Source organism: Lentibacillus halodurans, assembly GCF_900112045.1.
In the GTDB taxonomy this organism is placed as follows: domain Bacteria; phylum Bacillota; class Bacilli; order Bacillales; family Amphibacillaceae; genus Lentibacillus; species Lentibacillus halodurans.
Map to the genome: position 1 here is coordinate 26422 of NZ_FOJW01000020.1, position 12334 is coordinate 38755.

At 41.7% G+C, this 12334-nt stretch carries 13 protein-coding genes and 1 rRNA gene; 5 read left to right on the forward strand and 9 right to left on the reverse strand.

Going from position 1 to position 12334, the window contains the following annotated elements; translation table 11 throughout:
• Positions 1 to 5: 5 nt before the first annotated feature.
• Positions 6 to 1070, reverse strand: coding sequence for a M42 family metallopeptidase (locus BM195_RS17045; protein ID WP_090241278.1), 1065 nt, complete (start codon positions 1068 to 1070; stop codon positions 6 to 8).
• Between the two features lie 169 nt (positions 1071 to 1239).
• Between BM195_RS17045 and BM195_RS17050 the strand changes: the two genes are divergently transcribed.
• A complete protein-coding gene (locus BM195_RS17050; protein WP_090241281.1) occupies positions 1240 to 1554 on the forward strand; it encodes a PepSY domain-containing protein in 315 nt (104 codons plus the stop codon).
• A 205-nt stretch (positions 1555 to 1759) separates the two neighbouring features.
• Here BM195_RS17050 and BM195_RS17055 read toward each other — a convergent pair whose 3' ends face one another.
• Positions 1760 to 2623 (reverse strand): YtnP family quorum-quenching lactonase, encoded by an 864-nt coding sequence (locus tag BM195_RS17055; RefSeq protein WP_090241284.1) that lies wholly within the window; start codon positions 2621 to 2623, stop codon positions 1760 to 1762.
• Between the two features lie 97 nt (positions 2624 to 2720).
• Entirely contained in the window at positions 2721 to 3359 is a 639-nt protein-coding gene (gene trmB / locus BM195_RS17060; protein WP_090241287.1) for a tRNA (guanosine(46)-N7)-methyltransferase TrmB, read from the reverse strand.
• 73 nt (positions 3360 to 3432) lie between these two features.
• Between trmB and BM195_RS17065 the strand changes: the two genes are divergently transcribed.
• On the forward strand, positions 3433 to 3720 hold the full coding sequence (locus tag BM195_RS17065) for a YtzH-like family protein (RefSeq protein ID WP_090241289.1): 288 nt from the start codon (positions 3433 to 3435) through the stop codon (positions 3718 to 3720).
• On the opposite strand, the gene BM195_RS17070 is transcribed toward BM195_RS17065, so the two are convergent.
• The 3 genes from BM195_RS17070 to thpR all read right to left on the reverse strand — a co-directional run bounded on the left by BM195_RS17070 (position 3707) and on the right by thpR (position 6200).
• A complete protein-coding gene (locus BM195_RS17070) occupies positions 3707 to 4525 on the reverse strand; it encodes a phosphotransferase family protein (protein WP_090241291.1) in 819 nt (272 codons plus the stop codon). The genes BM195_RS17065 and BM195_RS17070 overlap by 14 nt on opposite strands.
• A gap of 192 nt (positions 4526 to 4717) precedes the next feature.
• On the reverse strand, positions 4718 to 5641 hold the full coding sequence (locus tag BM195_RS17075) for a hypothetical protein (RefSeq protein WP_090241293.1): 924 nt from the start codon (positions 5639 to 5641) through the stop codon (positions 4718 to 4720).
• Positions 5625 to 6200: an RNA 2',3'-cyclic phosphodiesterase gene (gene thpR / locus BM195_RS17080; RefSeq protein WP_090241297.1), complete on the reverse strand. Its 576-nt coding sequence runs from the start codon at positions 6198 to 6200 to the stop codon at positions 5625 to 5627. The genes BM195_RS17075 and thpR overlap by 17 nt, the downstream gene beginning before the upstream one ends.
• A 580-nt stretch (positions 6201 to 6780) precedes the next feature.
• Here thpR and BM195_RS17085 point away from each other — a divergent pair.
• The gene (locus BM195_RS17085; protein ID WP_425283936.1) at positions 6781 to 6978 is read left to right on the forward strand and encodes a DeoR family transcriptional regulator; all 198 of its coding nucleotides are present in this window, start codon (positions 6781 to 6783) and stop codon (positions 6976 to 6978) included.
• 30 nt (positions 6979 to 7008) lie between these two features.
• Here the strand turns inward: BM195_RS17085 and BM195_RS17090 are convergent, their stop codons facing one another.
• Positions 7009 to 7734 carry a pseudouridine synthase gene (locus tag BM195_RS17090; protein WP_090241302.1) on the reverse strand — a complete coding sequence of 242 codons (726 nt, stop codon included), beginning with the start codon at positions 7732 to 7734 and terminating at the stop codon, positions 7009 to 7011.
• Positions 7735 to 7747: 13 nt separating this feature from the next.
• Positions 7748 to 9367, reverse strand: coding sequence for a putative polysaccharide biosynthesis protein (locus tag BM195_RS17095; protein ID WP_090241305.1), 1620 nt, complete (start codon positions 9365 to 9367; stop codon positions 7748 to 7750).
• A 157-nt stretch (positions 9368 to 9524) separates the two neighbouring features.
• Between BM195_RS17095 and BM195_RS17100 the strand changes: the two genes are divergently transcribed.
• Entirely contained in the window at positions 9525 to 10796 is a 1272-nt protein-coding gene (locus BM195_RS17100; RefSeq protein ID WP_090241307.1) for a BaiN/RdsA family NAD(P)/FAD-dependent oxidoreductase, read from the forward strand.
• Between the two features lie 75 nt (positions 10797 to 10871).
• Complete coding sequence (locus BM195_RS18405) at positions 10872 to 11039, forward strand: hypothetical protein (protein ID WP_170848294.1); 168 nt, start codon at positions 10872 to 10874, stop codon at positions 11037 to 11039.
• Between the two features lie 955 nt (positions 11040 to 11994).
• Here the strand turns inward: BM195_RS18405 and rrf are convergent.
• Positions 11995 to 12110 (reverse strand): 5S ribosomal RNA (gene rrf / locus BM195_RS17105).
• Positions 12111 to 12334: the final 224 nt, after the last annotated feature.

Below are 12334 nucleotides of genomic sequence, written 5' to 3' on the forward strand. Positions count from 1 at the left end.
GTGCCTTAGTCCGCCTTAATCGAGTCAATCGTATTTTGATCGGTTGATTGAACAAGCTTTACCAGCAGTTCTTTAGCCGCCTGATAATCATCGACATGAATGATGGATGATGACGTATGAATGTACCGAGAGCAAATACCAACAACTGCAGATGGAACACCGTCATTGGAAACATGCACACTGCCTGCATCTGTTCCGCCCTGTGAGACGAAAAACTGGTAAGGGATATCACTTGATTCGGCTGTATCCAGAATAAATTCACGCATGCCGCGATGGGTGATCATCGACCGGTCAAAGATACGCAATAACGCACCTTTACCCAGCTGCCCGAATTCTTGATCGCTGCCAGACATATCATTGGCAGGTGATGCATCAAGTGCGAAGAAAATGTCCGGCTGAATCATGTTGGCGGCAACTTTTGCACCTCTCAAACCCACTTCTTCCTGAACAGTCGCGCCAGTGTAAAGCTCGTTTGGCACTGTTTCATTTTGGAGTTCTTTCAATAGTTCTATCGACAGTCCGCAGCCATAGCGGTTATCCCATGCTTTGGCCAGGATTTTTTTCTCATTGGCCATAGGCGTAAACGGACAAATCGGTACAATCGACTGTCCCGGTTTGACACCAATTTTCTCGGCATCCTCCCTGTCATCAGCCCCGATATCGATCAGCATGTCTTTCGTGTCCATCGGCTTTTTCCGCTGTTCCGACGTTAAATTATGCGGTGGTGTCGAACCAATGACACCAATAACCGGCCCGTTATCCGTCATGATTTGCACACGCTGCGCCAGCAGTACCTGGCTCCACCAGCCACCTAATGTCTGGAAGCGGACCATGCCATTTTTGGTAATTTGCGTGACCATGAAACCTACTTCATCCATATGGCCAGCAACCATCACACGTGGCCCATCTCCATTTTTAACGCCAAAAACACCCCCCAGATTATCCTGGACCACTTTATCGGCGTATTTCTCCAGTTCGCCTCGCATAAACTGTCGGACAGCATGCTCATTTCCGGGGGCACCTTGCAATTCAGTCATATTTTTAAATAAATCCATCGTTTCCTCGTTCATTCCTGTTCCTCCTCCATCCAACTTTTTATGTAATAGGTTAAGTATAACGGAAAGTACAGACTTCTTTCCACCATTCGACTGTATATCGGTTTTTATTTTACTGTTTTTCCGTTATACTAATAAATAAAATGAGAAAGCGTAAAAAAATTTTTACAGAGGTGACCATATCATGAAAGCCAGAAATGCAGTCATTGCTGCTGGAGCAGGAATTGCGGCAGGATATTTAGTGAAACAGCAAATTGATCGCTATCAAAAAATCACACCTGAGAAAGCATTAAAACAGGCAAAGGAAACATTTAAGAAACAGGGGCCTATCAGCGGTTCCTGGATATACATGAAACCTGAGGAAGTTGAAAAGAACGGATTGTTGTACAACGTTTACCGCGGTGGGGTCACCCGCAACATCGATGGCGAAAACAAACAATACGAATTTTACATTGACGTTGACACAGGGGCTGTGATTGACTCCGCAGAAACAGCCTGATTCTTTCAACGCACCATAAAATGCACCGCAGCATTACGGTGCATTTTATTTATAAGTAAATGAACATTAAATCCTTTAGGCCGGTTAATGTGGGATTTTTACCAAGTTTAACATTTGACGCGTCTGTGGATTTATTGAAACACAGCCACCCTTTCTTTTATAGAACTAACAGACGACAGCTTATCAGTTATTCGACTTCCGGGATTCACCGGTGATCTTCATATGCATACCGCTCCCGTTTCACTTGATCAACCCGTTCGCCTGATCCGTCAAACTTAATCGCCCGGTAATAGGCATCATGATAAAATGTGTACCACGCCCGTTTCTGGTATCCGTAATTCATCCATTTTTCTTTCTGATGGACGGAAGTGACCGGATAATCATCATAGGCGAGCGCCCACAATTTATTTTGGTGTGCATGAGTCGGCATGATATCGGCCATATGGATCAACGTCTCATCACCATCTTCAAACAGAAGAATTGAATGCCCGTCACTGTGTCCGCCGGTATGAATCATCTTTAATCCGTCTGTAATGGTGCGTTCGTTCTCAAACGGCTGTACCTGATCCTGTATCGGCTTCCAGTTCATTTCCCAATATGTATTGGCTGAGCGTATATTCGGCTTGCGCATTTCGTCCCATTCCACCTGGGAAGCATAAATCACAGCATTTTGGAAAACAGACGCATAACCATTGCGCACAGGTTTCGTCAGCCCGCATGCATGGTCAAAGTGCAAGTGTGTCATCAGCAAAGCATCGATATTATCTGCGGAAAGCCCTAATGCGGCAAGTGAATGATCAACAGACGACTCTTCCAGAACTCCAAAGTTCCGGATCTGTTTATCCGTTAATTTTCCATTTCCCATGCCGGATTCGATTAGATAATTTTTCCCGTCCATTTGCAGTAATATCGGATCTGTACGCAATTCGATCTGGTTTTTGTCATTATATGGATACTTCTTTCCCCATAGTGCCTTTGGAACAACCCCAAACATGGCTCCGCCGTCAAGAAAGTTCACACCGCCGTTCAGCCATGTCAGTTTTGCCCGTCCAATCTGTAGTGTTTCCAATGATTCATCCTCCTCCTATATGTCCAGTTTAGCGTATGAAGTGTATGATGTAAACGATTGCAAATCAAGCAGAAAAAGAACCCTGTAATAGAGGGTCCTAGGAAAATTGTGCACTGCAGCGGTAAATCGTCTGTCCTTTTGCCGAGAATTTTTCTTCATATTCGGTCATGACATTTTCCGGATCTCCTGCGTTGTGAAGGTCCAGGTTAACCTTGTTCAGTTCCAGTCCGAACCGGGAAAAACTGACGAGCGAGTATTCAAACAGACCTTGATTATCAGTTTTGAGCACGATTTCCCCCTCGGGCTGCAAAATATACTGATATTGTTCCAAAAACGTATGAAAGGTCAGACGTCTTTTTTCGTGCCGGTTTTTGGGCCATGGATCTGAAAAGTTTAAATAAATGACCGACACTTCATTTTCGGCAAAAAATTCCCTCAAATCAGCAGCATCCTCGTGTAAAAGCAGCACGTTATCCCGGGCTGTTTCCTTCACTTTGCTGCCGGCCATGACGATAATACTTTTCGCTAATTCGATACCAATAAAATTGACATCCGGATGTTGCCCGGCCATACCTGCTATGAATTGTCCTTTGCCTGTTCCGATTTCCACATGAATCGGCTTATCATTTCCGAAATAATTCCGCCACTTTCCCTTTCTTTCTGCCGGGTTCGGAATAATCAAGTGAGTATTCTCTTTCAGAAACTCATCTGCCCACGGCTTATGACGTTGTCGCATTTTTTTACTTCTCCTTTATCCATAAGCATAGATTTGATCATATTGGTCAAAACTGTTAATTGAGGTGAATGAAATGACATTAACGACGCACAACCAATTACGATTATTGCATGATATTTTAACCGAGCAAACTGAGGATTGCTGTGGTGAAATTTCCGAATACCAGCAAATTAAAAGACTCGTACAAGCTATGATGGCAAATAACAGCATTTCTGATGAACAGCTGCTGCAGCTCTTGCCTGAGATTTATAATTATGGACGTCAGGGCGAGATTGCCCAAAACGATGAAGAACATATTCTTTCCAACCAGAAAAATATCGAAACATGGGTAAATGCCATTCAGCAGACTAACGCAGAATAGCATTTTCAACATATTGGTTTAAATGACGCAAATCGGTTAACCGGCTCTCGGCTTTATGCATCTGGTTCCGTCCATGGTGCCAGGACAAATGATAAAGGGCATCAATCATTAAATACCAATACATCCGTTCGAATAATTGGTGATCCTTGGCTGCACCGTATTGATTCAGCCATTCGTTCCAATTTTCCTGCGGTACATACCATTTTAATATAAAACCAAAATCCATTGCCGGATCAGCTATCATGGCATTGTCCCAATCAACCAGGTAGAGCTGTCCTTTCGTCGTTAATATAATATTATTATGATTCAAATCACAGTGACAGACAACCTGTTGCCGATCACGGGCAGCCGGAAGCAAACGCTGCAAGTATTCGATTGCATCCACTACCTCCCGATACTGCTTTGTCAAACCATTTGACCATAATTGCGCGTTTATATCACTAAAATGTTCATCTGGTGTAACAGGTTTTTTGCCCAGACGCATAAGCATATGGAGCAGTTCAGATGAACTATGTATTTTACGGAGCAAATCGGCTACCCGGTGATGCTGCATCTCCTCTGCCTTGAGCTCTCTTCCGTCAAGCCACTCCTGAGCCGTTATGACATCGCCATTTTCCATCCGTTTCGTGAAGATAAGTTTTGGAACAATTCCCTCTGCTGACAATACTGCCAGAAACGGGGAAGAGTTCCGTTTCAAAAACAGACGCCGGCCGTTTTTTTCAGCAATATAAGCATCACCTGTTAATCCACCCGCAGGCGTAATATTCCATTCTTTTCCGACTGCTTGTTGAAGCCAATTCACCATTCATACCTCAAATCATGATAAGATTCACACTATGTTCGTCCATTAGAAAAACCTGTCATACAACAGGTTCAATTTCCTGTATGGTAACGGGAGCATTTTATCGAAAAACAGACATGAGATTAGATTATCGGAAAATCGTTATGTTTTCAACCTAAATTATTCGAAACCGGATTTTGCAATCAAAACATACATTCAGTTTTCCCCATTATTCGCCGAGAATGTAAGATCGTCGTCCGCTTCCCACTCCGGTCGTTTTACAGAAGTCGTCTGGCAGTTTTTCAATAACAATTCCGCTATCTTCAATTGCTGACTTTTCAACGGGGAAACGAGTTGCCTTTTTTCTCCAAACCAATGTTCATATTCATGTTTTCCGATAAGTTTCGTATTGTAGGGTTCTCCATGGAATGTTATAGGATTCTCCCGTGATAATACTACCTTCTTGATGGGATATTCAATATTTTCCAGGTTCAGGATGCTTTTAATAATTTGTTCAGTTCGTTTTAAAGCGAGCATTGGACTCAGCATTTTGGATTCTTGTTTATTTTTTTCCTTTACAAGCCATGTCCTTTCATTGTCAGCTGTAATGATCGCACCAGCCGTTTTTTCAATGATATGAATGATTTCAATACCGATCGGACTGATTAAAATGATCTCACCGTCAACAGGAGCCTTCTTGATATTAAAAATAGGATAATACATCACCAAATAAGTATCAGGAAAGCGCTGGAGAAAATATTTCAACTGATCATTCTCATCATAATTTTTATCGGAAAAAGATACATCTGTGACGGTTGATGAAGCCCATTTCAACTGAATGGGAAATAATTGATCGAGAAAGTAATGCTTCAAATCATTTTCAGTCTTTGGCAAGGCATTTTCTTCGTCGGGCATTTCTGACTCCATTTTCCGGCTTCCTAGTGTTAAAAATGACTTCCATTTCGAAAATGCTGAAACAGGCTTATCCGGTACCGTTTCTTCCATCATTTCCTCATCCAGCCACATGTCATGAAGTTTTTTCCAGTTATCTTGCTTCATCCGGATAAACTGGCTCGGGTAGCGATAAACATTCCATTCATACCGCGAGATATAATCTTCCAGTTTAATCAGCTGAGCCATTCAAGTCGCCTCCCCTTAAATCATATGTTGCGCTGTTATGATATTTTGGATTCTTTTCCGGTTCAATTCGGTAAATGACAACCTGATGGACCTCAAATATCTGTCCCCAGGTATATTGACGTTTTAGCTCGGTCAGATCCATAGCACCGCCTGTCCATTTTTTCGCAAGCGTTATGTGTGGTGTGTAAGGTCGTTTTCCCCGCTGAAAACCTGCTTGTGATGACATTTGCTCAATAACTCGCTGCAAGTGAAGCAATTCATTCTTCCGTTCCACTCCCGCCCACAGGACGCGTGGTTTTTCAGGATTGCCGAACGTACCTAAAGGTTCAGTATGTAATGAAAAAGAACACAACGTTTTGATTTGCTTTATTGATGTCATGAGTGCTCTAAGCTGATCTTCTTCAACGGCCCCCAGAAATTTCAGCGTTACGTGCAAATCATCAGGGTGAGTCCATTGTTTATAAGGCAGTTTGGATTGTAAATCATACTGCCACCTGGCGTACTGTTCCTTAAGAAAGGCCGGTAATGGAACAGCTATAAAATAATGTGGAGATCGCATATTTATCCCTCATTTTCACACTAATTATATCGTATACTTTAATAAAGTGAAACATCATTCAACGGGGTGTTTCGACACATAGGACGTGCTAGTGCCCGTGTTGCGATAGGACGTCGTGATTTTTATCCGGCTCCCACTGAATAAAAGGAACAAAGGCTAAATACGCAACGTCCTCGAAAAAGGAAAACACTTTTTTCTTCGTGCGATGCATTGCTGCCGAATTTTCCCTTGTTCTTGTGCCTGCGATTACTCGGCTCAAAATGGCAAGGAAGCAATTCAAGCAGCTATCTTGTTGCAACGCCTTTGTGACCTGCATCATGCATGCCCAAACAAACAAATCGGACTTTACTGGCAGTTGTTCCCTGCTCACACAACTGATGATTTACTTCGTGACTTCGGTTGGGGACCTACTGCCAGTTAAGGCGGGGTAAAAGTTGTACAGTTTTTTACCACAAATTCAATTTTTACTTTTATTCAAAACAAAATAAGAGTAAAATTAAATTAACGGCACAGATAGTTGCATCAAAGATGATAATGAAAATCATTAGGGAGTGGTTTTTTGAATCATGCGACATCTCGTATGCTGACGAGAGTAAAAGCTGTCTACCTTTACATAAGAGAAAAAGGGACAGTTTCAACCCAGGAAATCGCTGAAGAATTCGGAACAACTGACCGTACCATACAACGGGATCTGAACATTTTAACACATAATGGTCTTGTAAAAAGTCCTAACAAAGGAAAATGGAAAATCACAAGTAAACCTGTCAACATCTCCTGAGATGAGCAAATAACAGCTGACATCTTTCTGTCAGCTCTTTTTTTGGCTAAAATTTTTCAAGCGATCCACTTCTGCATCCGTCAGCTCACGAAACTCCCCGGTGTTGAGCTCATCATCCAAGATCAGACTGCCCATTCGGAGACGTTTTAAATAAACAACTTTTTTCCCAACCGCCTCAAACATCCGTTTCACCTGATGAAACTTCCCTTCTGTAACCGTTACCTGAACTTGTGAAAAACGGTCTGCATGCAGAATCTGTAATGCCGCCGGTTTCGTAACATATCCATTATCCAGCGTGACGCCAATCCGGAATTTTTCAATATCCGCATCCGTTACATGACTGCTGATGTCAGCGTAATATGTTTTTTCAACAGCTTTCTTTGGGGACGTCAGCTGATGCCCCAGTTCGCCATCATTCGTAATCAGCAGCAGTCCCTCTGTATCCTTGTCAAGCCTGCCGACAGGAAACGGTTTAAATCGCTTATAGGAATCCGGCAACAGATCGATAATCGTTTTGTCACGATCATCAGCTGTTGCCGAAACATAACCAGACGGCTTGTTAAGTATAAGATAGATAAACGCCTGATAGTTGACGATTTCGTTATCTACTTTTACCGTATCTTGTTCAGGGTGAACCTGGGAACTGCTATCTTTAACAATGTTGTCATTAACGGCAACTTTCTTTTTCCTGATGAGTGCTTTGACATCTTTTCTGCTTCCGTATCCTGTATTGGCGAGAAATTTATCCAGACGCATAAACAGCCTCCATTCACCTGCGAAATATTCGGTCAACAATCCTTACCCGATCCCCCAGCACACGTTCAAGTAATGTTGATTGGTAACTGAACCACAAATAGACGGCACCACCAATCATTACACCAGCAGTAAGCATGACCACTGCGGCACCGCGTGATTCCTCATACGACAAAAATGTACCGAATAAAGCCTTCGTTATCACGATTGCTATCACCATAAACACCGAGAAAATACAAATAAGTAAAAAACGCTTAAATGTTTGTTTAAACGGAAATTGAATAGCCGATTTAATCCGCCATAAATTCAGTGCGACAGCTGTACCAGTAGCAAGTGCAGTACCAAAAACAGCCCCTTTTGCACCAAATGTGTGAATCAGCTGGATATTGAATAAAACTTTCATCAATACACCAGCAGATAAACTGATGACAGCAAATTGTTGTTCATTTATTCCTTGCAGAATGGCAGCTGTCACTGTAAATAAAGCAAACAGCAATGCAACTGGAGCATACCAGCCAAGCAATGATCCGGTAACGTTAATATTTTCCATTCCAAAAAGCGCCCCGTAGGCCACTCCGGACAGCATTGACAATCCAATAACAGCCGGAACAACTAAGACAAGGACAATTTGCAGCGCCTGGTTAATTTGCTGAATTAATAATGCCCGGTTTTGCTGTGTGAACGTTTTGGTCAATGCGGGTATAATCGCCAGTGACATCCCTGTGGAAATGGTAACCGGAATAATGACCAGTTTATGCCCATAATAGTTGATCGCAGCATAAGCCGTATCAAACAGGTCTTTTTGGCCTATCGCTGTCATTGCCCGTTCAACTGTGAACTGATCCACCAGCTGATATAGCGGAATAGCCACGCCTACCAGGACAAATGGACCGGCATAACGGAACAATTCAGCAAATAATTCCTTCGTCGGGATATCGTGCGTATGTTTTTGCTGTTCTACATTTTTGCGAATTAATGCGTTCCGTTTACGCCAATAAACGAACAGCACCGCACAGGATGCCAATGCACCGACAAATGCAGCAAACGTTGCAAATCCGACAGCCGTAACAATGGTTCCATCAATAACCTTTACGATGATAAACGATGTTAGTAAAATAAATCCGATCCGGACAATTTGCTCAACAACCTGTGACGCCGCAGTCGGTCCCATTGACTGATATCCCTGAAAGAATCCCCGTACAATACTCATGGCGGGGATAATCAGCAAAGCAAAACTTACCATCCGAATAACCATGGTAACATCAGCAACCACAATGTTCCCTTTATCTTCATCAGTAATCATATAGCCGGCAAGCAATTCGGCACTGAAGAACAATGCTAAAAAGGCAAGCAAACCTGTAACAGCCATTAACATAATGCCTGCTTTAAACATTCGCATGCCGGTTTCATAATCACCTAAGGCATTATACTTCGAAACAAATTTCGAAACAGCTAATGGCACTCCTATTGTAGACACACTAATTAAAATATTGTAAGGTGTGTACGCAAATGAAAACAGCGTACCACCAGTTTCCCCAACTAGCTCATTAAACGGGATAACATAGATCATCCCTAAAAATTTAGACAAAAATGTTGCACCAGTAAGCAGCATGGTGCCCCTGACGATATTCGACATTATTTCACCTGCATCTATTTTTAATTACCATATCATACATTTTATCACAGATGACGTCTGCGTACGTTACATTTACGCAACAGAAATTCGAAAAGCTTGTTTGTTTTTAGGGTATAGGAAAACGTGGTATGCTACTAACGAAAGGAATGAATAAATATTGTCATATGATGTCGTGGTAATTGGCGGAGGGCCATCAGGATTAATGGCTTCCATTGCCGCAGCCGAAAATAGAGTAAAAACCCTATTACTCGAAAAGGGACAGAAATTAGGCAAGAAACTGGCCATTTCCGGCGGCGGCCGCTGTAACGTTACAAACCGTCTGCCCGAAGATGAAGTGATCAAACATATCCCCGGAAACGGAAAATTTCTATACAGCCCTTTTTCTGAATTTAACAATTACGATATTATCCATTTTTTTGAAAAGATGGGCGTTGCGCTGAAAGAAGAAGATCATGGACGAATGTTTCCGGTATCCAACTCCGCTAAAACTGTCGTCAATGCCTTAATCAGCAAATTGAATGAACTTGGTGCAGAAGTGCGTATGAATACCCCCGTGAAAGCTGTTCATTATAATACAGATGAACATACGATCATATTGGAAAACGGGACAAAAATACTCACAAAATCCATCATCATCGCAGTCGGGGGCAAAGCTGTCCCTCATACCGGGTCAACAGGAGATGGATATGCCTGGGCAAAAAAAGCCGGCCATACCGTCACAGATTTATATCCAACAGAAGTGGCGCTTACCTCCAGGGAAAAATTTATTCAACATAAAAACCTGCAGGGATTATCGTTAAGAGATGTTGCCTTATCCGTTTTAAATCAAAAGAATAAACCAATTGTCACCCATCAAATGGATATGATCTTTACCCACTTTGGCATTTCCGGCCCTGCTGTTTTACGTTGTTCGCAATTCGTTGTCAAAGAACTTATGAAAGGACGGGAAGAAGTTCCAATGGTACTTGATGTACTGCCTGGCAATCAGGAAAAGCAAATGGTTCAATCAATTTTAAAATCAATGGAAACATCCCCAAAAAAATCGATTAAAAATATTTTGAAAGGAATTGTACCGGAAAGGCTGCTGGATTACGTACTGAAATCTCATGATATTGACGGAGAACAAAAAGCTGCAGCTGTCTCAAAGGAAATGATTCATAATGTTGTGCATCAGCTGAAACATTTCTTTTTTGCTGTCCACGGTTCATTGCCTCTTGATAAAGCGTTTGTTACCGGTGGCGGCATTTCGATCAAAGAAGTTGTTCCAAAGACATTGCAATCCAAACATATGCATGGACTTTATTTTTGCGGTGAAATATTGGACATTCATGGCTACACAGGCGGATACAATATAACCTCAGCACTGGTCACCGGAAGACTTGCCGGTATAAATGCCGCCAAAGAAAGCTTACAAGAAACTGGCATTTGATACCTCGCATGTTTTAATGTTTTCAGGTCATCCTAATAATGACCGGGGACCTTATGCAGAAAGGACTGAATGATCATGCAAAACAATAACAATATGTGGCTGCCATTGATTGCATCTGTCGGTGTTGGAGCAGCAACATACTACAGCATGACAAGAAATAACCGAAATATTGGACAGGCCATACAGCAAATGGCTCCGTTTGTTTCACAAATGAATAATGGAACAAACAACCAAAACTTTTAATCGGTTCCGGGAAATGGAAGCCATTAAAGCGCACTCTCTCAGGGTGCGCTTTTTCAGACGGCAAATCAGCCTGCGTTATTCGCGACGATTGTAAAAGTGTCGGATTTACTGTATAGTGTATCTGACCTCTGACATCTTACTTCTTATGAGAAAAGTTAACATATGTATTTGCATTGACCATAAAATTGAACAAATAGTAACCCTTCAATTTAAACCAAATTTTTTTTTGAAACCTCATATTTTGCTTTTCATAACGAGTTCAGCAACTAAAGTACAGTTTAACTGTCCGGATAATCATAATATTAGTTTAATGTTTTCCATCAAGACAACACGTAAATACACACGATGATTTTTTATTGGTTCACTGCCATCTGTCAAATGTGGTGATTTGATTTTCACTCCACCATCTCTTATTCGAAACCTTTTTTATTAAAAATGAGTGATTATGGACAGAGCGCAGAAAGAAAATATACGCGCTTTCCGCGGACGAACGTCCAAGCCTTCTCACATGATCATGGCGGGGTCTCGATCGCTCGTTTTTCCGCAGGAGTCTCGTATATTTTCCTCTAACCGTGTTCACGGTTATCGTAATTAGACGATTCAAGGATCAATTGTATCGAATGGAGCCTGTGAAAATTTCCTTAAGAAAGCGGTGTTATTTGTGTACCAATTGCACGGCATACTTTCTATAAAAAGCTTTAGATGGAGGGGCCAATATCAAAGATGGACACGTTCTATTCAAACGACCGCATTAACTTATACAGCTGTAGGCTCATTTTACTACAGCTGCGCATAACAGGTTTGAATTCTAGTCGTTTATGGCCTTTATTTGATCGACGTATGATATGAATGAGGATACCATCACATTTAGTATAGAGCTGAAATGTATTACTTGAATTTTAAATCCAAAACAGAAGGCTGATCCAATTTGTTTTAGAATCAGCCTTTCCTTATTGCCTGGCGGCGTCCTACTCTCGCAGGGGTTAAACCCCAACTACCATCGGCGCTGGAGAGCTTAACTGCTGTGTTCGGCATGGGAACAGGTGTGTCCTCTCCGCTATTGCTGCCAGACCTATAGAATTTATAATCTGTGTTGTGCAACATAAACAAGTTAATAATAAATTCTTAATAAACCAAGTGATCTCATGATTTTTTCATACCAACAAATATTATAATTGTTTTTTAAAAAAAATCAAGGATTATATTGAAGATTTTATTGTACCCTGAAAACTAAATAAGAGATACATTCAACGATCCTTTGTTTAGTTAAGTCCTCGATCGATTAGTATCCGTCA

Bases quoted from the DNA above. Each gene is read 5' to 3' on its own strand.
- BM195_RS17070 (WP_090241291.1), bottom strand. From the start codon at position 4,525: ATGGTGAATTGGCTTCAACAAGCAGTCGGAAAAGAATGGAATATTACG.
- BM195_RS17090 (WP_090241302.1), bottom strand. From the start codon at position 7,734: ATGCGTCTGGATAAATTTCTCGCCAATACAGGATACGGAAGCAGAAAA.
- BM195_RS17085 (WP_425283936.1), top strand. From the start codon at position 6,781: ATGCTGACGAGAGTAAAAGCTGTCTACCTTTACATAAGAGAAAAAGGG.
- BM195_RS17065 (WP_090241289.1), top strand. From the start codon at position 3,433: ATGACATTAACGACGCACAACCAATTACGATTATTGCATGATATTTTA.
- BM195_RS17045 (WP_090241278.1), bottom strand. From the start codon at position 1,070: ATGAACGAGGAAACGATGGATTTATTTAAAAATATGACTGAATTGCAA.
- BM195_RS17050 (WP_090241281.1), top strand. From the start codon at position 1,240: ATGAAAGCCAGAAATGCAGTCATTGCTGCTGGAGCAGGAATTGCGGCA.
- BM195_RS17095 (WP_090241305.1), bottom strand. From the start codon at position 9,367: ATGTCGAATATCGTCAGGGGCACCATGCTGCTTACTGGTGCAACATTT.
- thpR (WP_090241297.1), bottom strand. From the start codon at position 6,200: ATGCGATCTCCACATTATTTTATAGCTGTTCCATTACCGGCCTTTCTT.
- BM195_RS18405 (WP_170848294.1), top strand. From the start codon at position 10,872: ATGCAAAACAATAACAATATGTGGCTGCCATTGATTGCATCTGTCGGT.
- trmB (WP_090241287.1), bottom strand. From the start codon at position 3,359: ATGCGACAACGTCATAAGCCGTGGGCAGATGAGTTTCTGAAAGAGAAT.
- BM195_RS17075 (WP_090241293.1), bottom strand. From the start codon at position 5,641: ATGGCTCAGCTGATTAAACTGGAAGATTATATCTCGCGGTATGAATGG.